At 69.4% G+C, this 19,210-nt stretch carries 18 protein-coding genes; 4 read left to right on the top strand and 14 right to left on the bottom strand.

The features are described from left to right. Nucleotides 1-27 precede the first annotated feature (27 nt). Complete coding sequence (locus MNI96_RS04660; RefSeq protein WP_249690795.1) at nt 28-453, top strand: FKBP-type peptidyl-prolyl cis-trans isomerase; 426 nt, start codon at nt 28-30, stop codon at nt 451-453. A gap of 74 nt (nt 454-527) precedes the next feature. Here MNI96_RS04660 and MNI96_RS04655 read toward each other — a convergent pair whose 3' ends face one another. Both MNI96_RS04655 and MNI96_RS04650 read right to left on the bottom strand, forming a co-directional pair. After that, nucleotides 528-1,157 carry a CDP-alcohol phosphatidyltransferase family protein gene (locus MNI96_RS04655; protein WP_249690793.1) on the bottom strand — a complete coding sequence of 210 codons (630 nt, stop codon included), beginning with the start codon at nt 1,155-1,157 and terminating at the stop codon, nt 528-530. 28 nt (nt 1,158-1,185) lie between these two features. Then, nucleotides 1,186-2,781: a xylulokinase gene (locus MNI96_RS04650; RefSeq protein WP_249690791.1), complete on the bottom strand. Its 1,596-nt coding sequence runs from the start codon at nt 2,779-2,781 to the stop codon at nt 1,186-1,188. Between the two features lie 127 nt (nt 2,782-2,908). On the opposite strand from MNI96_RS04650, the gene MNI96_RS04645 reads away from it, so the two are divergent. Then, nucleotides 2,909-3,898: a stealth family protein gene (locus MNI96_RS04645; protein WP_249690789.1), complete on the top strand. Its 990-nt coding sequence runs from the start codon at nt 2,909-2,911 to the stop codon at nt 3,896-3,898. A gap of 4 nt (nt 3,899-3,902) precedes the next feature. On the opposite strand, the gene MNI96_RS04640 is transcribed toward MNI96_RS04645, so the two are convergent. Both MNI96_RS04640 and MNI96_RS04635 read right to left on the bottom strand, forming a co-directional pair. Further along, nucleotides 3,903-5,021: a glycosyltransferase family 4 protein gene (locus tag MNI96_RS04640; protein ID WP_249690787.1), complete on the bottom strand. Its 1,119-nt coding sequence runs from the start codon at nt 5,019-5,021 to the stop codon at nt 3,903-3,905. Beyond that, nucleotides 5,018-5,758: a CDP-alcohol phosphatidyltransferase family protein gene (locus MNI96_RS04635; protein ID WP_249690785.1), complete on the bottom strand. Its 741-nt coding sequence runs from the start codon at nt 5,756-5,758 to the stop codon at nt 5,018-5,020. The genes MNI96_RS04640 and MNI96_RS04635 overlap by 4 nt, the downstream gene beginning before the upstream one ends. A gap of 115 nt (nt 5,759-5,873) precedes the next feature. On the opposite strand from MNI96_RS04635, the gene MNI96_RS04630 reads away from it, so the two are divergent. Next, on the top strand, nt 5,874-6,629 hold the full coding sequence (locus tag MNI96_RS04630; protein ID WP_249690783.1) for a phosphocholine cytidylyltransferase family protein: 756 nt from the start codon (nt 5,874-5,876) through the stop codon (nt 6,627-6,629). A gap of 81 nt (nt 6,630-6,710) precedes the next feature. On the opposite strand, the gene MNI96_RS04625 is transcribed toward MNI96_RS04630, so the two are convergent. Both MNI96_RS04625 and MNI96_RS04620 read right to left on the bottom strand, forming a co-directional pair. Continuing rightward, a complete protein-coding gene (locus MNI96_RS04625) occupies nt 6,711-7,934 on the bottom strand; it encodes an LptF/LptG family permease (RefSeq protein WP_249690781.1) in 1,224 nt (407 codons plus the stop codon). A 3-nt stretch (nt 7,935-7,937) separates the two neighbouring features. Then, complete coding sequence (locus tag MNI96_RS04620) at nt 7,938-9,161, bottom strand: LptF/LptG family permease (RefSeq protein ID WP_249690779.1); 1,224 nt, start codon at nt 9,159-9,161, stop codon at nt 7,938-7,940. A 122-nt stretch (nt 9,162-9,283) separates the two neighbouring features. Here MNI96_RS04620 and MNI96_RS04615 point away from each other — a divergent pair, with 122 nt between their 5' ends. Beyond that, the gene (locus MNI96_RS04615; RefSeq protein ID WP_249690777.1) at nt 9,284-9,763 is read left to right on the top strand and encodes a phosphatidylglycerophosphatase A family protein; all 480 of its coding nucleotides are present in this window, start codon (nt 9,284-9,286) and stop codon (nt 9,761-9,763) included. A 7-nt stretch (nt 9,764-9,770) separates the two neighbouring features. Here the strand turns inward: MNI96_RS04615 and MNI96_RS04610 are convergent, their stop codons facing one another. The 8 genes from MNI96_RS04610 to aepX all read right to left on the bottom strand — a co-directional run bounded on the left by MNI96_RS04610 (nt 9,771) and on the right by aepX (nt 19,128). Then, nucleotides 9,771-10,571, bottom strand: coding sequence for a phosphatidate cytidylyltransferase (locus MNI96_RS04610; RefSeq protein ID WP_249690776.1), 801 nt, complete (start codon nt 10,569-10,571; stop codon nt 9,771-9,773). Beyond that, on the bottom strand, nt 10,568-11,407 hold the full coding sequence (locus MNI96_RS04605) for an SDR family oxidoreductase (RefSeq protein WP_249690774.1): 840 nt from the start codon (nt 11,405-11,407) through the stop codon (nt 10,568-10,570). The genes MNI96_RS04610 and MNI96_RS04605 overlap by 4 nt, the downstream gene beginning before the upstream one ends. Before the next feature lie 2 nt (nt 11,408-11,409). Further along, nucleotides 11,410-12,522 carry an inositol-3-phosphate synthase gene (locus MNI96_RS04600; RefSeq protein ID WP_249690772.1) on the bottom strand — a complete coding sequence of 371 codons (1,113 nt, stop codon included), beginning with the start codon at nt 12,520-12,522 and terminating at the stop codon, nt 11,410-11,412. Nucleotides 12,523-12,643: 121 nt separating this feature from the next. Then, entirely contained in the window at nt 12,644-13,324 is a 681-nt protein-coding gene (locus MNI96_RS04595; protein ID WP_249690770.1) for a DUF4833 domain-containing protein, read from the bottom strand. 60 nt (nt 13,325-13,384) lie between these two features. Continuing rightward, a complete protein-coding gene (locus MNI96_RS04590) occupies nt 13,385-14,626 on the bottom strand; it encodes an aminotransferase class I/II-fold pyridoxal phosphate-dependent enzyme (RefSeq protein WP_249690768.1) in 1,242 nt (413 codons plus the stop codon). A 603-nt stretch (nt 14,627-15,229) separates the two neighbouring features. Further along, entirely contained in the window at nt 15,230-16,348 is a 1,119-nt protein-coding gene (locus tag MNI96_RS04585) for a 2-aminoethylphosphonate--pyruvate transaminase (protein ID WP_249690766.1), read from the bottom strand. Continuing rightward, entirely contained in the window at nt 16,345-17,484 is a 1,140-nt protein-coding gene (aepY, locus tag MNI96_RS04580) for a phosphonopyruvate decarboxylase (protein ID WP_249690764.1), read from the bottom strand. The genes MNI96_RS04585 and aepY overlap by 4 nt, the downstream gene beginning before the upstream one ends. Before the next feature lie 24 nt (nt 17,485-17,508). Continuing rightward, nucleotides 17,509-19,128 (bottom strand): phosphoenolpyruvate mutase, encoded by a 1,620-nt coding sequence (gene aepX / locus MNI96_RS04575; protein ID WP_249690761.1) that lies wholly within the window; start codon nt 19,126-19,128, stop codon nt 17,509-17,511. Nucleotides 19,129-19,210: the final 82 nt, after the last annotated feature.

The raw sequence follows: 19,210 nt of genomic DNA, 5'->3' as shown, positions 1-19,210 counted from the left end.
CCAGACCCGCTAGCGAAAGGCCCCTTCATGCTGCGACTTCTCCAGGCATTCCTCCTGCTGCTGCCGCTGACCTTTGCGGCGCATGCGGAAGAACTCCAGATCCGCGACATCGTCACCGGCACCGGCGAGGAAGCCGTGCCCGGCGCCACCGTCACCGTGCACTACACCGGCTGGCTGATGGACGGCACCAAGTTCGATTCCAGCCTCGACCGCGGCGAGCCCTTCTCCTTCCCGCTCGGCGCGAGCCGCGTCATCCGCGGCTGGGACCAGGGCGTGGAAGGCATGCGCGTCGGCGGCAAGCGCGAACTCATCATCCCGCCGGAGCTCGGCTATGGCGCCCGCGGGGCCGGCGGCGTCATTCCGCCCAACTCGACCCTGCGCTTCGAGGTGGAACTGCTGCGCGTGTCCAAGGCGAATTTCGGCGCGCTCGGCACGCCGACAGCCCGTGGCTGAAGAAGTTCGACCGGCATCCGGAGCGGTGCCGGTCGACATCCGCCGGTGCGGCTTTTCAGGATTATCGTTTTACATCAGTCTTTTCCGGCACCATCTGCAGCTCGCAGCAGGGCAACCGCCCGCCGCATCCGCTGCACCGACGTCAGATGCGCCAGCAGCGCGTAGATGCCGAGCCCGACGGCAATCGTCGATGCCGGCGCGATGCCGGCAAGCGATAGCCCTCCGGCGACCAGCAGCATCGCGCTGAGGAAGATGATCCGCTCCAGCCGCTCGAAGAAGTCCGGCCACGCCTCGTTGCGGATCGGGATCTCGATGGCCGTGCGCGCCTTGGCATAGCTGGTCAGCACGCCGCCGGAAAAGGCGAGCAACGCCAAGGCCCAAAGGTCGTTGACCGCCGCAAGCGCGGCGAGAACCGCCAGCTCCTGGTAGCGGTCCACCATCGCATCGAAATAGCCGCCGGACTTGGTGCACATCGAGCGTCGCCGCGCCACTGCCCCGTCCAGCGCATCGAAGGCGAAGGCAAAGGCCAGTGTCAGGCCGAAGACGGCCGAATTGCCGTGCCACAGGTAGAGCGCCGAGGTCAGGCAGATCAGGACGAGACCCGTCGCCGTGACCTGGTTCGGCGTCATCCCCATGCGCACCAGCGGGGTCGCCATGCTCTCCCAGAGCGGGTCGATATGGCGCTTGAACAAGCCGTCGATCATTGGCGTGGTTCCATTTTCGTCAGAATAATCAGCGATATAGGGAAATCAGCTTCGGCCGGTGCCGGTCGAGCAGCGCGGCCCGCCGGTCGGCCCGCGCCATGCCTTCGTCCTGCGGGTCGTAGGTCAGCGCCTCGCCCTCAGCCAGGCTTGCTGCGGCCGCCTCGACGCTCGGATACCAGCCGAGGCCGGCCGCGGCGATGGCCCCTGCCCCGCGCACGCCGGCAAGGCGCGGCTGGCGCACCACGACCTGCAGCTTCAAGGCATCGGCCAGCATCTGCGCGAAATGCGGGTTGACCGCACCGCCCCCGACCAAAGGCAAGGGCAATCCGGCCTTCAGCCCCTTCTGCCGGGCCACCTTGCTGAGAGCCCAGCGCATGTTCAGCGCGACGCCCTCCAGCACCGAACGCAGCAGCGCGTTGCGGTCATGTCCGACAGAAAGCCCTGTAAAAACAGCGCGCAAGCGGTCGTCGTCGACCGGCACACGCTCGCCGGAAAGCCAGGGCACGAAGAGCGGATCGCTGTCGCGCAAGGGGCCGATGCCGGCGTAGAGCGCCTCCAGCGAGGCGTCGTCGTCGCGCGCCGCGCCGCTCTCCCCGCCGCCGAACAGCCGCGCGGCCCAGGCGAAGGCGGACCCGGCGCTCTCCTGCGTCGCGATCAGCAAAGGCCGGTAATTCACGCTGGAGGATATCGTGGCGTAAGAGTGGAAAATATCGATCCTTCTGGAGGGGAAAAAGCCGCTGAGCCAGGCGCTGGTGCCGGCATAGGCGTGGAGTTCCCCCTCGCCCGTCGCGCCCGAGCCGATGGCCGTCGCCACCACGTCGCCTGCCCCGGCGATCACCGGCAGGCCGGCGGCAAGGCCGAGCTCTGTCCCCGCCTGCGGCAACAGGCCGCCAACGGTACAAGTTCCGTCGACGATCTCCGGCAGCCGGTCGAGCGGAATGCCGAGCCGGCCGGCAAGAAGCGGCGACCAACCCTCGCGGCCGGGCCGCGTATCCATCATCCAGGTCAGGTTGGCGCTGTCCGCCGTGGTGACGAAACGCCCTGTCGCCCGGTGCAAAAGCCAGTCCTTGACGTCGAGCAGCCGAGCCGAACTGTCCCACACCTGCGGCTCGTGCTGTTTCAGCCAGAGCATCTTGGCCGGCGGGTCCATGCCGTTGTGCGAGGGCGCGCCGTTGGCGATGCGCGTCCAGGTGTACAACTTGTCGAGCCGGTAGCCCGCGAGCGAGGGAAATCCCCCGTTCATGGCGCGCGACAGGGAGCCGGCCCGCTTGTCCAGCCAGACGATGGCCGGGCGCAAGGGGCGGCCCGATTGCTCGACCGGAATGACGCCGCACATCTGCGCACAGAAGACGAGGGCCGAGGCGCGCGCGGATAAATCGGGGACCTGCGCGCCGAGATCGGCGATCCCCTCGCGCAGCGCCGACCACCAATCCTCGGGCTCCTGCTCGGCCCGGTCGGGGCCCGGCAGGCTCAAGGGATAGGCGCGCGTTGCCGTCGCAATGGCGGAAAGGCTGCGGTCGAGCGCCGCGATCTTGACACCCGACGTGCCGAAATCGGCGGAAATGATCAGGCCGCGCTCATTGGAGCCCGGACCTTGTCCCCCTGCTGCGCTGTCGCCGATCACCTGTCTGCCCCAAGCCTGATGCGGGGAATTGCCCCTTCGCCGGCAACGGGTTTATAGAGTCCGGGACCAAATGAGAACCGGGAAACGCGCGCAGTGCGCTCCCGCAACCGCGTGCCTCGAGGGCCGGATGATCGCAGCAACGGGGCGGGGACAGGGCGCGGACAACAGCGAGGCGGTCGACATCGTCTACACCTGGGTGGACGACAGTTTCCCCGGTTATCGCGAGCTGCTGGCCGCCCATGCGGGCACTGCGCATGACAGCAATCCCAACCGCACCCGCGACAATCTCGAGCTTTTGCGCTACTCGCTGCGCTCGCTCGACGCACATGTCCCCTTCGCCCGCAAGATCTACCTGCTGAGCTGCCGGCCGCAGATCCCCGCCTGGCTGGACACGGATCATCCCGACCTCGTGGTGGTACATCACGATGACATCATGGCGCCGGAGATCCTGCCGACCTTCAACTCCTTCGCCATCGTCAGCCATCTGGCGAAGCTGCCGGGCCTGTCGAGGACTTTCCTCTACTTCGAAGACGATATGCTCGCCTTTTCCCCGCTGAAGCTCGCCGACTTCCGCGGACCGGACGGGCGGGCGAAAGCGTTCCTGACCGGGAAGGCCTCACCGGTGCTGGCAGGCCTCGATCCTGAGCACGCAAGCCCCTGGAACCTGGCCATGGCCAACGCCAACCGCTTGCTGGAACAGCGTTTCGGCCCCGGACGACGGCGCTATCTCGCCCATGGGCCGCAGCTGATCGACGCCGCGCTTTTCGAGGAAATGTGCGAGGAATTCCGCGAGGCGATCGAGGCGACACGGGCAAGCCGCTTCCGCGCCGGCCACAACGTCCCGCCGGAATACCTCTATCCGCACTTTGCCGCGGAAAGCGGCCGCGCGGTTGCCGTCTCGTCTCGCGAAACGCGGCGCGTGATGGGCTATGCCTCGCTTGAGAATTTCCTGCCCTGGACCTTCGCGCAGCTTCGCTATCTGGAATGGGCAAAGCCGCTGGCGGTGACGCTGAACGACAGCTTCGGCAAGGCGCCGAACCCGCGTGTCGTCGCCCATATGCGCGCCGTGCTGGAGCGCTGGTTCCCCGTCCCCTCCCGCTTCGAGAAACGGGGATAGGGGCTCACGGGAGGCCCAGCGCCTCGCGGTAAAGCCTTGCAAGGACGGGACCCGTGCCGCGGATGTCGGCATCTTGAGCGCGGGCATCGGCCCAGGCGGCGAGGCGCTCGCGGGCCGGCCGGTCCCCGGCAAGGGAGACGATGCGCTGCGCCAGCGCGCCGGCATCGCCCGGCGGCACCAGGAGCTCCGCGCCCTCCCCGCTCATGACGCTGGCATAGCCGGCATTCGCCGCTGCGACCGGCAGCGCGCCCGCCGCCATCGCCTCGACCAGTACGAGGCCGAAGCTCTCGCCGTAAGGGGCCGGCGCTGCGAAGATATCCGCCCCCCCGACCAGGGCACGGGCGGTGACATCGTCCGGCCGGTCGACGAGGCGGATCCGCTCGCCATGAGGGAGGACAAGCGCCTGCTCGACGAGGGGCCGCAACTCGCCGCCGCCGGCGACAGTAAGACGGGCCTCCGGCAGCGCGGCGGCGATCTGCGGCCACGCGGCCAGCAGCACATCGAGCCCCTTGCGTGCCTCGAACCGCCCCAGAAAGACGATCTCAAGGCCTTGGTTCTGCTTGGCCTTTCGCGCCTGACGCCAGGGGCCGAGATCGACCGACGGGGGCACCACCTCCACCCGCGCATCGCGCGCAGCCTCGCCCAGATGCGGCAGCGGCGTCGGCGAGGGAACGACAACGATCCGTGAGTGCGAGAGGAAGTGGCGGGCGGTGATACGCAGCACCCTTGCGGCAAGTCCCGAGGCATCCGCCGCCGGAAGCGTCGCATGGAAGGTCGTCACCGTCGGCAGATGCAGTTCCCGCCAGACCTGCCAGGCGACGAAAGGCGTCCAGGGCGTGTGCAGGTGGACGAGATCGGCGCCCCAATCGCGCAACTCGGCGATCAGGCGCCGCCGCTCGGCCCGCAAGGCATAGCTCACCTCGAAGCGGGTGCCGAACATCGACACCATCCGGGATCGTCCGCAACACTCTGTTCCGTCAGCGCAAATTCCATCGGGCGTCGGCGGCGCGACGATGCGCACCTCGTGCCCCTCGCCCCGCAGCCACTGCGAAAGGTCGCGCACATGCGACTGGACGCCGCCGGGCCGGGCCATCGCGTAAGGGAGGATCTGGACGATCCTCATGTGCCCTCGCCCGGCCAGTTGCGGAAACTTGTCCACACCGCATCCCCGACATCGAGCAGGGCATAGACCAGAACGAAGACCACCATCGCCGGCAGAGCGCCTGCGAGAGCTGCGATTCCAAGAAAAATCGGCAGGGCACCGCTCATCCCCGCCACCATGCGCTCAGTGAGGATGAGAAATCCCCCTTGCGCCGTCTGCCCGAGAGGGGCCGCCGTGCCGGGAGCGGCAGCAGGCGGACGGGCGTCCCGCACCACCCTGGCATAGAGGCGCAGCCACGCCGCAACGAGCGCAAGAACGGTCCAGAACAGGCCTGTGGCCTCCCCGGCCCCGGCCATCCGGTCGGCGAGGATGCCGATGCTGGCGTAGAAGAGCCCCCACTGCGCCATGTCGATGACGAAGTCGAGCGCCGCGCCTTTCGAGGAACTGCGCCCCGTCGCCCGCGCCAGCCCGCCATCGGCGCAATCGAGGATCTGGAAGGCGACGGCGAGCAGCACCGTGCCAAGGACGGCAAACCCCGGCGGCAGCAGCAAGGCGGCGAGCGGCATCGCCAGCGCCACCGGCAGGGCGGCCAGCGTCACCGCGGTCGGAGAAATCCCCGTCGGCACCAGCCGCGCCACCAGCCACAGGCTCGGCAGGCGGTAGAGCACGGCCACCGCCCAGTCGCTGGCGAGCTCGCTGCGGAACCTCTCCCGGCGGTACTCCCGCCAGAGGGTACGAAACGTCGGATCCGGCTGCATGATGTCTAGATAGTCCCTGCCTGTCTGCGCCCTCGGCCCTCCAGCCAGCCGGCTATTGCCCGCGGCCCGGCGCTCCCCTATTAGTGGACCGCCTTTATCACATTCCGGTCGATCCATGCCCACTATCAAAGCAGTTTTCCTGGCCGCCGGTCGCGGCGTGCGAATGGGCGAGCGCGGCCTGATGACCCCCAAGGGTCTGATCTCGCTCGGGACCCAGAGCTTCCTGGAAGACGCGATCGACACGCTGGCCATGCACGGCATCACGGATATCCGCGTGGTCACCGGCCATCTTGCCGAGCATTACCGCGAGCTGGCGGCACACCGCCGCCCCTCGCTCGACCTGCAGCACAATGACAGTTTCGCAAGCAAGGGCTCGCTGCACAGCCTGATGGTCGGGCTGGACGGGCTGGACGGACCTTGCCTTGTCCTCGAATCCGACCTGGTGTTCGAGCCGCGTGCGGTCGCTGCCGCCATCGCCGAACCGCAGACGCCGGCCCTGCTCACCTCCGGCAAGACCGGGGCGGGCGACGAAGTGCATGTGTGGATCGACGACCGCGAAGGGCGGCCCTGCCTGCGCGACATGTCCAAGCTGGTCGACCGCTGGCACGATGCGCCCTATGGCGAGCTGGTCGGCCTGACCTACCTGACGGGTGAAGCGGTAGCGCGGATGCAGGACATCGGGCCTGAGCTGATCGCGCTCGACCCGATGGCGGACTACGAGAGCGGCGTCGTCGAGCTGGCACAGCACCAGCCCGTCATCGTGCCGCGGATCGACGATCTGGCCTGGGCCGAGGTCGACAACGAGGCGATGCTCGCCCGGGCCGCCGAGCTGGTTTATCCCCGTATCGAGGCCGCCCGCCGGCAGGCCTGATCCCCGCGAGAAATTTTGCGACGGATTTTGCAAAATTCCGTCTCGAAATCGCGAAATTTCGAGACGGCCTGCGCAAACCGCTCAATGCGGCCGCGACAGCATCCGCTGCGCCACGAGCACCCCGACAAGCGCCAGGAAGATCGACAGCCAGCTGCTGGTGAAGCCGGACAGGACGCCGATCTCGCCCATCGCCCAGGAGACCTTGGTCGCGACGAGGGCGAGATATCCCGCAAGCGCCAGGACGAGGATACGCAGCGGCGCGACGACACGCCCTGCCCCCGCGACCGGGGCAAGGCTCGCGCCCAGCAGCGCGTAGGCGCCGGGAAGGAAGAACGCCGCCCAGCGTCGCCACAGCGCCGCGTCGACATCCGGCCCCTTCAGCGGGTTGCTGTCGCGCGCCAGCACCTCGAGCGGGGCCTGCGGCAGGTAGAAGGCGGCGATGTCGTAATAGGAGAGCGCCTCGGGCACGATGTCGAGCCGCAGTTCCAGGCTCGGATACTGGCTGATGAGATAGAGCGAGGTCTGGGCGTAGGCAGGCGGCGCGCCGTCGCGGCGCGACTGGTCCTCGCCCGGCAGCCGCGCCCACAGGTCGACATCGGTGAAGCGCCAGAAGCCGGGCCGGTCGGTCGGCACACCGTGGCGGGCTACGATCACGTCGCGCAGGTCGCCGGCGACCACGCCGCGATAGAGCTCGACGTCGACGAGCTCGGGCTTGGCGCTGCGGATGACCCGCGCCTTCAGCACCGCGCCGTTGACGACAAACCAGCTCGGCTCACCGAGATCGCCGTCAGCAAAGCGCCGGCCGTAGCCGCCGAGCTGCAGCTCGGCCTGGGCGAAGACCGCCGCCGGCCGCCACCAGCGCTCCAGCGAGAATTGCAGCGCGCCGGTCAGAGCCGCGAAGAGGCAGACCACCAGCAGCGTCTGGCGCGGCGACCAGCCGGCGGCGGCGATCACCGTGGTCTCGCGGTTGAACAGGCGCATCAGCTCGGCCGCGAAGACGCCGATGAAGCAGGCGACGGGGAACAGGCGCGTCGCGATGTCGACGGCGCGGTAGCCGAGATAGGTGGCGACCAAAGCCCCACGCGAGCGCCCCAGCTCGTCGGCCCGTGCCAGCACACCGTCGAGCGTTTGCGCCAGATCGATGGCGAAGGCGACGATCAGGAACATGGTCATGACCAGCGCCGCCGCCTTCAGGTGCGTCGCCAGGATCCGCCGGCCGATCAGGCCGAAGACGGGCGTGCGCCGCCGGGCGAGCGGCAGGCCGCCGGCGGTGAAAAGCGGAAGGGAGGAGCCGGGCGCGCGCATGGGTCAGGCCCGCGAACTGACGGGGCGCAGCAGCACGGCGGCGCGGGTGCGAATGCCGGCGACCGCGACCAGCAGCACCAGCAGGGCCGCGGCGAGGCCGACCGTCGCCAGCGCCTGCGGCTGGTCCGCCGCCAGCCGTCCGAGAACGCCGCGCAGCACGATGTCGAAGGCGAGCAGCGCGCCGCAGGCGAGCGGCAGCGACAGGAAACCGAAGACCCCGCGTCCGGCGAAGACGCAGGCCAGCAGCGCCAGCAGCGGTGCGACGAAGACGGCGATGGCGCGCGAGACGCGCTCGCCGGCGATCTTCAGCGCCTCGCGCCCGGTCTCGCCGGCGGCCTGCCCCTCGCTCAGGGCCTCGAACACGGTCCACTCTCCGGCAACGTCGGTGCGCAGGGCGTGGTTGAGGATGTTGTCGAGGCTGACCGGCAGCGACACGTTCTCGACCTTGACCTGGGGGAGCGCGGGAATGTTGGCGACGTCCGGCCGGCCGACGGCGAAAAGGTTCGGCCCGCGCCCCTGGCGCAGCATGCCGGCGCCCTCGCGCGCCTCGACCCGGATGAAGTCGTAGGCGATCACCCGGCCGAGCCCGAGGCTGTAATTGCCTTCCTCGTCCGGTCCGGCCAGCTTCCAGTCGGCGGCCTGGGTGACGCGCCAGCGGCCCGCCTCGCCCGGCTGGTGGACGAAAAGGCTTTCGTGCGGCGGGGTGACGGAGTTGTCGGAGAGGGCGGCGAAGGTCCGCCCGCGAATGGTCTCGACCAGGGTGCCCTCGCTCGGCCCGGTGATGCGGGAAAACAGCAGCTCGCTCTTCAGCTGGAAGATCACCGTGCGGGTGGCGTGGCGAGCAAGCGGATCGACGACGCCGGAAACCGCGAGGCTGGCGACGAAGGCGAGCGCACCCAGGGCCAGCGCGACGCGCACCGGCAGGCCCCAGGAGACGCCGGCCGCCGACAGCGCGACCAGCTCGCGCTCCTCGCGCGCGGCGACGAAGGCGAAATAACCGCCGATGACGCAGGCCAGCGCCAGCGCGAAATCGAAGATCTCCGGCGAGGTGAGGCCGAGAACCGCGAGCGCGTAGAGCAGGTTGCCGCCATTGCCCAGCACCTCTTCCAGGATGCCGGTCAGCTTCTCGGCGAGAAACACGACCTCGATGATGGCGACGACGAGCACCACCCGGCCGAGCACGCGCGCGAACAGGGACCGCGCGGCGAGAGAGGCAAGCGGTCTCACCTTACCCCGCACTCCGTCCGGCAGATCGCCCCGTTCCGCATCTCGTCCTGCATCGCTCCCCGTCGTATTTCATGCTATGGCCCGGCGGTTCCGATTCCGATCCTCATCATAGGCCGGCCGCAATGTCCCGTCTTGTCCATAAGCCGAGCCAGCGGCTCGGCCATGTCCTGGCCCTGTCCTTCGGCGCCGGCCTGTCGCCGGTCTGGCCGGGAACGGTGGGCGCCGTCGTCGGCCTCGTCCTGGCCGCCGGCCTCGCCATGCTGTCGGTGCCGCTGCAGATCGCCGGCCTTGCCGCCCTGTTCTTCGTCGGCGTGTGGGCCTCCGGCGTCGTCGCGACGGCGACCGGCACGGACGACCCGCAGATCGTGGTGATCGACGAGAGCTTCGGCGCCGCCGCCGTGGTTCTGGCGCTGCCGGCCGAGCCGCTGTGGTGGATCGCGGGCTTCATCGCCTTCCGCGCCTTCGACATCCTCAAGCCCTTCCCGGTGAACTGGGCGCATGACAAGGTGACCGGCGGGATGGGCATCATGCTGGACGATGCCGCCGCGGCGCTCTACGCGATCCTGGTCCTTGCGCCCATCGCCTGGTTTCTCGCGAGCTGACGCCGCTTCAGGACGCAAGGCGCAGCAAGGCGACCAGCGCGGGACCGGCGATCAGCCAGGCGTCGACGATGTCGAGCAGCCCGCCCTGGCGCGGCAGCACCTGCGGGTAGTCCTTGACGCCGGAGGCGCGCTTCAGCCGCGAGCCGGCGAGATCCCCGACCACCGCCGCAACCGCAATGACGCCGGCGGCCGCCAGCGACAGGCCGAGCGACCAGCCGAGCAGCAAGGGACCGGAGATCGCCGCCGTCAGCGCCAGCATCGCCGCGCCGATGGCAAGGCCCTCGACGGTCTTGCGCGGGCTGAGACGGGGAAAGGCCGGATGCCGGCCGAACAGCTTGCCGCCGAACAGGGCATAGCTGTCGTAGGTCTCGACCAGCAGGAAGGCGAGCACCAGCACGCCGGCATTGGCCGGCTCGACGCCGGCGGCAACGAAGAGCGCAAGCGGCAGGCCGGGAAAAAGCAGCACCTCGCCGGCAAGGCGCGCGGTGCCGGCCGTCCCGCCGGCGCTGAGGTGCCGCCGCCAGGCAACGCTCACCGCCTCATAGGCAACGCGCGTCGCCAGACCGGCCAGCGCCAGGGAGAGAACGAGGCCGCCGGCAACGAAGGGCCCGAGCCCGCCGCCGACGATCACCAGCTCCGTGCCGTAGACCGGCCAGAGCGGGCGCGCCTGCGGCGCCGTCGCCGGCACGAGGCTGCCGAGCGCCAGCAGCACGGCGCCGATGGCGAGGCAGACGAGAACGGCGAGCGCCGCGATGTCGAGGGGAACGAGGGCCGGCATGGCGAGAGGCACCATCGAAACTGCGCTCAATCCCGGTGCGAGCGGGCAACGCGCGCCTGCCAGAGCCGGAGCGCGGGCGACAGCAGGCTGTGGCCGTGGGCGAGCAGCTGCATCTGCAGGCCGGGCGCCACGGTGAAGCGGCCCTTCTCGGCGGCGAGGATGATCTTTTCCGCCACCCGCTCGGCCGGCCAGAGGCCGCCGCCGGCGGTGATCGCCCGGGTGGCCGCCGGCTTGGTCTCGTTCTCGGCGACGAGCTGCGGCGTGTCGGTGTCCGGCGGATAGGCGAGGGTCACCGAGATGTTGCGGTCGGCGAGCTCCACCCGCAGGACCTCGGCAAGGCCGCGCATCGCGAATTTCGAGGGCGCGTAGGCGCCATAGCCGTAGATGCCGAAGAAGGCAGCACCCGAGGAGACGAAGACCATCCGCCCGCCGCCCGCATCCGCCATTGCCGGAGCGAGCGCGTGGGCGACATGCAGCGCGCCGAGATAGTTCGTGCGCATCTGCATGAGGTGATCCTCGAGCGGCTGTTCGAGAAAGCGGCCCGGTCGGGCAACGCCGGCATTCATCACCGCCCAGCGCGGCACGCCGAGCTCGGCGGTGATGCCGGCAACGGCCTCGCGCGCCTGGTCGGCATCGCCGACATCCGCAGTGCGCACCGCGATGCGCGCCTGCGGCACGGCGGCGGAGATTGCGGCGCGGGCGCTTTCCAGCCGCTCGGCCCCGCGCGAGACGAGGGCAAGGTCGAAGCCCTTGCGCGCCAGCGACAGGGCCATGGCCCGGCCGATGCCGCTGCTGCCGCCGGTGATCAGGGCGACGGGACGCCCGGCGGCGCCGAGCAGTCCTGCGCCCGTCGCCGCGGCCGCCATGGTCAGGCCGCCTCGCCGTCGGCGAAGGCGAGCAGGCGGTCGTAGCCTTCCGCATCCTCGATCTGCAGCGGCGGGTGCTTGAACAGGAACGCGCTCGCATCCTCGACCGGACCGGCAAGGCCGCGGTCGGCGGCGATCTTGGCGCAGCGGATGGCGATCAGCGCCATGGCCGCGGCGTTGGGAGAATCCTCGACTTCCAGGCGCATCTCGACATGGGTGCGCACGCCGCCGAACAGCCGGCCCTCGAGGCGGACATAGGCGACCTTGCGGTCGTTGAGCCACGGCACGTAGTCCGAGGGGCCGATGCGGATCTCGCTGTCGGAGAGCCGCGCGTTCATCGCGGTCTGCACGGCCTCGGTCTTGGACTCCCGCTTCATCGCCAGGCGGTCCATGTCCATCATGTTGAGGAAGTCGGTGTTGCCGCCGACATTGAGCTGATAGGTGCGGTCGACCTTGACGCCGCGCATGTCGGCGAGCCGCGCCAGCGCCCGGTGGGTGATCGTCGCGCCGAACTGCGCCTTGAAGTCGTCGCCGACGATCGGCACGCCGGCATCGCGGAAGCGGGCGGCCCAGACCGGATCGGAGGCGATGAAGACCGGAATGCCGTTGACGAAGGCGCAGCCGGCTTCCAGCGCGCATTCGGCGTAGAACTGCGTCGCCTCCACCGAGCCGACGGGCAGGAAGTTGATCATCACGTCGGCCTTGGCCTCGCGCAGGGCCGCGACGATGCCGGCCTTGTCGAGCGCCGGCGCGCTGGAGACGACGAAGCTGCGGTCGGGCGCCTGGTTGCGCATGAAGGCGGAAACGCCGTCGAGATCGGGACCGCGCAGCACCGGCGCGGTCATGCCGGAAAGATCCTTGTGGAAGATCTCGGTGCAGTTCGGCAGGGCAACCGCCGCCTCACCCACCGTGCGTCCGACCTTGCGCGCATCGACCTCGAAGGCGAGCACGATGTCGATGTCTTCCGGCCGGTAACCGCCGAGCACCGGGAACGGCACGCCCACCGCCTCCTCGCCCAGCGCCCGGCAATAGGCCACGCCCTGGACCAGCGAGCTTGCGCAATTGCCGGCACCGACAATCGCGGTGCGGATCGTTTTCGCGGAAGAAGCGCTCATACTGTCTGGTTACCCCCGAACCTGCCCGGACGGGGTCGACCGTCCGCTTCTCTGGCTGTTGTCGCGCGCGGCAGTCCCGCGCGCCTGATGCCTGCCGCCGGCATCGCCGGCGCGGCAAGCGTTACTCGATCTCGATCCGTTCGACCAGCGGCTTGCCGGTCTCCGCGTCGTGCCCCATCACCAGCACCTCGCGCACGCTCGGCATCATCCCGCTCTCGTCCACCTCCGCATAGGCATAGGCCATGCGCATGGTCCGCCCGCCGACGGGAAGCAGAAGCTCGGCCCGGCCCGGCTCGACCAGGCGCAAGGTCGCCGGCCGCTCGGAATAGGACACGATGTGGATGCGGAAGACATCCGGATCATCGGTCGCACGCGCCCTGACGCCGAAGGCGAAGCTGTCCTCGATCATCTTCAGCGGCAGCTGCTCGCCGGTCGTGTTGAACCGCCGCCAATAGGCGACGATCGGCTCGCGCGGGTCGAGCCTGCCGTCCTGCGTGAAGCGGGCGGCATAGACCACGGTGTTGGAATTGCTGGACCGCTGGAGATAGAAGACCTGGCCCGGGTCGCTGGGCACCGGAAATTCCGGGCGCACGACCGGCAGGGTCGCGACCTCGGTGACCACGGAGTCCCGCGCCTTCTGCGCGTTGCCCGGTGTGATGCGGGTTCCCTCGATGGCCATGGCCGCCGCCGGCGACAGGGCGACCAGCGCCGCCAGCAGGATACCCGTGAGGCGAAGCGGACGCCCGGCATGGGTCGTCCGCGAGTGACCCGGCTCGATGCCGGCCCTTTCGTCAGCTGTCATGGCGATGCCAACTCCGCTCGGTGCGCGCCCCGTGCCCCGATTGTTCCGGCCCGGTCGGCGTCAGGCGCCGACCACGGCCTGTTGCAGCAGCTCCGCCTGCGCCGAGCCCTCGCCATGCGCCACAGCGGCGGCAATGGCGATGGCCTTGTCCATCTGCTCGTGCGTATGGGCGGCCGACAGGAAGAAGCGGATGCGCGGCTGGTCCTTCGGCACGCCGATCTGGACGATGGGCGGGGCATAGACGCCCTGTTCCAGCAGCGCCTGCGAGGCGATCATCGTCTGCATCGGGCTGGAGAACAGGATCGGCACGACGCCGCAACCGATCGCCGGACCGGTGTTCAGCCCCATGGAGCGGGCGCGGTCGCGGAAATACAGCGAATTCTCGTGCAGGCGGGTGACGCGCTGCGGCTCGGCCTTGAGCTGCGTCAGCGCGCCATGGGCGCTGCCGAGCGTCGCCGGCGACAGGCCGACGCTGTAGACGAAGCCGGGCAGAGTGAAGCGCAGCCAGTCGATCACGCCCTGCTCGGCGCAGATGAAGCCGCCGGAGGAGACGAAGGACTTGGACAAGGTGCCGACGGTCAGTTCGATGCGGCGCGGGTCGATGTCGAAATGCTCGCACAAGCCCCGCCCAGTGGCGCCGAGAACACCGTAGGAATGCGCCTCGTCGACGAGCAGCCAGGCGTCGTGCGCCTCCTTCATCTCGACCAGCCGCGGCAGGTCGGGAATGTCGCCGTCCATCGAATAGAGGCCTTCGACGACGATCAGCACGTTGCGGTACTGGCCGCGCACCTCTTCCAGCTGGCGCTCCAGATCATCGAGGTCGTTGTGGTTGAAGACCCGGTGATCGTAGCGGCCGTTCTTGGCGCCGACGAAGATCGAGTTGTGGGCCAGTTCGTCGATCAGAACGAGATCGCGCGGGCCCATCAGGAAGTTGATCAAGGAGACGTTGACCAGATAGCCGCTGACCAGCGACATCACGTCGCCGACGCCGAGGAAGTCCGCCAGCTCGCGCTCGAAGGCGCGGTGGCCGGCACGCTCGCCGCCGACGAGGCGCGAGGCGCCGACGCCGGTGCCGAGCCGGTGCAGCTCGGTGCTCGCCGCCTCGATCACGTCCGGATGGTTGCTCAGGCCCAGATAGTCGTAATGGGCGAAACTGATGAACGGGATGCCGTTGCGCTCGCAGATCTCGCGCTGCTGGTCGACGGGGAGGAAATACGGATTGTGCTGTTCGATGATCGCCTTGCCGGCCAGGCGAAAGCGGCGCTCAGCGACAACGGAAAAGCTCGGCCGATCAGGCTTCATTCTTGCTTACCCCCAAACCCGAACCCGGATCGAAGACCGTTCGAGCTGTCTCAATTTATCAGGAGCCGACACCTGCAGTACGGTCGGCGCGCCTCGGCTGGCGACCTGCAGGACGTGGCGAGCCCGGCTCCCATATTTCCGGGCAGTCGTCGAAGCCATCAGCGTTCCGGCACGGGTGGTACAAAAGCGGCGACCCCCTGCTTGCCCTGCAAGCCCCCTTGCATGAAGCAGTCTGCCGCCAAGCCCCCACTCAGACGGAAATCGCTAAATAACCGAAAGGTTGGAAACTGTCGAGTAAGCCGACGAAGGGAGAGGGGTAATCCGGAGGCGGCCGGCCCTCCCCGCCCCGCGTGCCCCGCGCCAAGGATGCGACAGGCCCTCCCCGAAGCATCCGCACGGCCCAAGAGGTCACCCTACGGAACATCGCCGGCCCGACCGCACCGCAAACGAACGCCGAAGCGCGCATCTCCACCGGTTTCCCTCGCAAATGCGCCGGCCGCGTCCGCGAGCAGAGCGCGGCCGGCCGCCGCGACCCGCGCGCGCGCCGGCACCGCCGGAGGTCGATAACCCGTGGCAGCACAACCGGTTCGCTCTACCCCGGGGTCAGCGGATCAATTTCTGTTTCAGATCTGTCACAACCGCCTGCACCGCCGCGAGGAAGCGCTCGATCACCAGAGAATCGATGGCCCCGATCGTGCCGACGCGGAAGGTGCCGAGCGCCTTCATCTTGCCCGCGTAGATGGCGAAGCCGCGCGCCTCAAGCGCATCGTAAAAGGCGGAGAAGTCGTACCAATCCTCCTGCGGCTCCAGGAAGGAGACGATCACCGGCGCCTGCAGCGCGGGATCGAGCGCCAGGACGAAGCCGAGCCGCGCCATGCCGGCGATCAGCGTGTCGCGGTTGGCGGTGTAGCGATTGAGCCGGGCGGCCGGGCCGCCCTCCTCGGCAAGCTCCCGCAAGGCCTCGTGGAGGGCCGCGACCACATGGGTCGGCGGCGTGAAGCGCCACTGGCCGTCGCCGGCAAGCGCCCGCGCCTGGTCTTCGAGATCGAGCGCCAGCGAGGGCGAGACGCCGGCCCGGGCGGCAAGCTCGTCCGTCCGGCAGACCACGAAGGCAAGGCCGGGAACGCCTTGCAGGCATTTGTTGGAGCTGGCCGCCAGCGCGGAAATGCCCCAACCGCTCATGTCGACGGCGAGCGCGCCGAAGCTGCTCATCGCATCGACCAGCAGCCGCCGGCCGGCGGCCCTCGTCACGGCGGCGATTGCCTCGAGCGGATTGACGAGGCCCGAGGTCGTCTCGCAATGGACGATGGCGACAGCGGCAATGCCGGGATCGGCCGCAAGCCTGTCGGCAAGTGCGGCGGGGTCATGCGCCTGCGTCTCCGCGACCTCCACCACCTCGAACGGGCGGCCGAGCCGGCGGCAGATCTCCGCCATGCGCCGGCCGTAGGCGCCATTGACCAGCAGCAGCAGCCGCTCGTCGGGACGCAGCAGGCTGCCGAGCATCGCCTCGACCGCGAAGGTGCCGCTGCCCTGCACGGGCACGCAGATATGCTCGCCCGGCCTGCCGCCGGCAAGATCGCGGACCCGCGACAGAACCTCGCCGGCAAGGCGGGTGAAGGCGGGATCGCGTGAGCCCCAGTCGCGCAGCATCGCCGCCTTGACCCGGTCGCTGGTGGTCAGCGGGCCGGGCGTCAGCAGGACGAGACCAGAAGATACGCTCATGCGGCACCGGTGAGATGGGCGCGGAAGCGGCGGGCGACATCGCGCGGTGCAATGGTCGGACGGCCGAGGCCGGCGACCTCCTCGGCCGCGACCTTCACATGCACGAAGCGCGGCCCCGGCACGGCGAGCGCCGCATCGAGCGCCGCTCCCGCCTCGGCAAGGCCGCCGGCGCGCGCGGCGAAACGGTAGCCGCAGGCGGCCGCAACGGAAGCGAAGTCCACATGCGCGGAGACGGTCGCCTGGCCGCCGGTCGACAGGTGCCGGCCGTTGTCGAGCAGGACATGGGTGAAGCGGGCCGGCGCCTCGGCGCCGATGGTCGCCATGTTGCCGAGCTTCATCAATGCCGCGCCGTCGCCGTCGAGCACCGCAATCTCGCGCTCGCAGTTGAGCGCGGCACCGAGGCCGATGGCGCTGGCCCCGCCCATGGAGCCGACGCAGTAAAGATGACCGGCATGGTCCTGCAGGGTGAAGAGCTCACGGCCCGTATGGCCGGTGGTGGCGACGAGACCGGCGCTTTCGGGCAGCTTCTCGCGCAACAGCGCCAGCACATCCATGCGGCGCGGCAGGCTCGCCCCGCCGAAGTCGACCGGCGCAACGCGCGGGGCCGGCTCTGCGCGGGCCTCATCCAGCGGCCGCGGCGCGATCGCGCCCTTGGGCTGCACCAGCCCGACCGGCTGGCCGGTCTTGCGCATGTGCGCGACGGCCCGCGCCAGCACCGGCTCGATGTCGGCGGCTGCAAGCGGGAACGGCTCGCCATGGACTCCGGCGAGCGCAAGGAGCTGCGAGGTGATCTGCCCCATCAGCTCGTGCTGCGGCTCGTCCTTCACCCCCGGCTCGCCGCGCCAGGTGGCGATCACCAGCGTCGGAATGGCGAAGGGATGGTTGAGCGAGGTCAGCGGATTGACCGCGTTGCCGAGCCCGGAATTCTGGAACATCACCACCGTCTGGCGGCCCGCGCACCAGGCGCCGGCAGCAATCGCCACCGCCTCGCCCTCGCTGGTCGCTCCGACATAGCGCGCCGTCCGGTCGGAGATCACCGCATTCATCAAGGGCGTCAGGAAGCTGCAGGGCACGCCGGTGAAGAAGTCGATGCCCTGGCGCTTGGCCGCGGAAAGAAAGTCGCCCGCCTCGATCATCGCCCGTGCCTCCAGGCTCTCCGGTCAGACCGCATCGCGCGCCTGCGCCAGGTCCATCAGGTCGTTCACATTGCGCCAGAAGCCGGTGACATAGACGACGCCGATGCGCTCGCCGGCCGCCGCCATGCGGGTCAGCACCGCGCCGAGATCGGCGCCCGCAAGGCTGCCCTCGGCCGCCATCTCGTCCAGCGTGCGGCGCAGCCGGGCAGCGCCCGCGGCGCTCGCCCGCATGAGGCCGACCCACTCGCCGTCGCCGCCTTCCGCGACGAAGCCCTTCAGCTGCGGCGTCTCGGCGTCCGGGTCGAGATCGTCGGAGAAGGGAAGCGTGCAGGCGACGGCGTCGCGGCCCGCGCGGCCCGAGACGCGCGGATCGACCGCAAGCACGATGTCCTCCTCCCGGTCCTCCAGCATCGCCAGGAAGAACGGACGGTAGAGAATGTCGCCATAGGAGACGATGGTGTCGCCCTCGCCGAGCGCCAGCGACAGGGACTGCGCCTCGCCGCTGGTCTGGTACTCCGCGTTCTCGATGAGCGAGATGCCCGGCGCCTCGACCGCCTCGGCCTTGTAGCCGACGACGACGCGGATATCGGCAACGCCGTGGCGCGACAGCGCCTCGACCTGGCGGCCGAGCAGCGAGGTGCCGCGCACGGGCAGCATGCATTTCGGCCGGTCGATCGTCAGGTCGCCGAGCTCCTCGCCGCGGGTTGCGGCCAGAACGATGGCGCGGCGCGGCGCGGTGGCGGCAAGATAGCGCTTCTCCGCCTCTTCCAGCTCCTGCGAGCCGGCGAGCGAGAACACGTCGCCGAGCGGCGCCACGTCGCTTTCCACCTCCAAGAGGGTCTGGTGCTCGCGCAGGGCCGCGCAGGTGTCGCGCATGGCGCGGATCGAGGCGCGCAGGTTGTGGTTGGCCCAGATGATCATCGAGGCGCCGGCCTCGCGCAGCTTCTCGGTCGGCGTGCGGTAATACTTGGTCGGGATCAGGATCACCGGCGCCCGGTCGCCGAACTCCCGGCAGAACTCGACGATCTCGTCGGCCGTGCTCTTCTTGGAATGGATGACGATGGCATCCGCCCCCGCATCCGCATAGGCATGGGCGCGCTTCAGGGCCTCGTCGAGGCCGCGCCCGGCGATCAGCGCCTCGACCCGGGCGACGATCTGGAAGTCCGGATGGCTCTGGGTGTCCTTGCCGGCCTTGATCTTGCCGCAGAACTCGTCGATGTCGGCGAGCGGCTGGTTCTCGCCCAGGAACGAGTTGGTCTTGGGGAAGATCTTGTCCTCGATGCACACGCCGGCGATGCCGCGCTCGCACAGCTTGGCGACGAAACGGCGGAAATTGTTGAAATTGCCGTAGCCGGTGTCGCCGTCGACGAGGATCGGCAGGCTGGAGGCGTCCGACATGTATTCCAGCATGTCGAGCACCTGGGTCCAGGACAGCTCGTTGTTGTCGCGCACGCCGAGCGCCGCCGACATGGACAGGCCCGAGGCCCAGATGCCCTCGAAGCCGGCTTCCTCGACGATCTTGGCGGACAGGCCGCTATGCGCCTCCATCAGGAAGGCGAGATCCGGACGCTGCAACAGCTCGCGCAACCGGGTGAACCTGGAGACCGGCGCCGATGCGCGGTCGAGTGCGACGTGCTTTTGCAAAACAACTCCTTTCGGCCGGCCTGCCGGCGCCCGTTCGTGAGGCGGCTCATTGGTAGCGAAGCGCCCGCCAAAAGAAAAGACG

The organism is Stappia sp. WLB 29 (genome assembly GCF_023507705.1).
GTDB lineage: Bacteria > Pseudomonadota > Alphaproteobacteria > Rhizobiales > Stappiaceae > Stappia.
This window is presented reverse-complemented; position numbering and strand designations above follow the sequence as displayed.

Excerpts from the sequence above, each read along its gene's own strand:
- MNI96_RS04640 (WP_249690787.1), bottom strand. The coding sequence starts at position 5,021 with ATGAGGATCGTCCAGATCCTCCCTTACGCGATGGCCCGGCCCGGCGGC.
- MNI96_RS04605 (WP_249690774.1), bottom strand. The coding sequence starts at position 11,407 with ATGGCGGCCGCGGCGACGGGCGCAGGACTGCTCGGCGCCGCCGGGCGT.
- aepY (WP_249690764.1), bottom strand. The coding sequence starts at position 17,484 with ATGATCGAGGCGGGCGACTTTCTTTCCGCGGCCAAGCGCCAGGGCATC.
- MNI96_RS04595 (WP_249690770.1), bottom strand. The coding sequence starts at position 13,324 with ATGACAGCTGACGAAAGGGCCGGCATCGAGCCGGGTCACTCGCGGACG.
- MNI96_RS04585 (WP_249690766.1), bottom strand. The coding sequence starts at position 16,348 with ATGAGCGTATCTTCTGGTCTCGTCCTGCTGACGCCCGGCCCGCTGACC.
- MNI96_RS04625 (WP_249690781.1), bottom strand. The coding sequence starts at position 7,934 with ATGCGCGCGCCCGGCTCCTCCCTTCCGCTTTTCACCGCCGGCGGCCTG.
- MNI96_RS04615 (WP_249690777.1), top strand. The coding sequence starts at position 9,284 with ATGTCCCGTCTTGTCCATAAGCCGAGCCAGCGGCTCGGCCATGTCCTG.
- MNI96_RS04660 (WP_249690795.1), top strand. The coding sequence starts at position 28 with ATGCTGCGACTTCTCCAGGCATTCCTCCTGCTGCTGCCGCTGACCTTT.
- MNI96_RS04630 (WP_249690783.1), top strand. The coding sequence starts at position 5,874 with ATGCCCACTATCAAAGCAGTTTTCCTGGCCGCCGGTCGCGGCGTGCGA.
- MNI96_RS04590 (WP_249690768.1), bottom strand. The coding sequence starts at position 14,626 with ATGAAGCCTGATCGGCCGAGCTTTTCCGTTGTCGCTGAGCGCCGCTTT.
- MNI96_RS04645 (WP_249690789.1), top strand. The coding sequence starts at position 2,909 with ATGATCGCAGCAACGGGGCGGGGACAGGGCGCGGACAACAGCGAGGCG.
- MNI96_RS04600 (WP_249690772.1), bottom strand. The coding sequence starts at position 12,522 with ATGAGCGCTTCTTCCGCGAAAACGATCCGCACCGCGATTGTCGGTGCC.
- MNI96_RS04635 (WP_249690785.1), bottom strand. The coding sequence starts at position 5,758 with ATGCAGCCGGATCCGACGTTTCGTACCCTCTGGCGGGAGTACCGCCGG.
- MNI96_RS04655 (WP_249690793.1), bottom strand. The coding sequence starts at position 1,157 with ATGATCGACGGCTTGTTCAAGCGCCATATCGACCCGCTCTGGGAGAGC.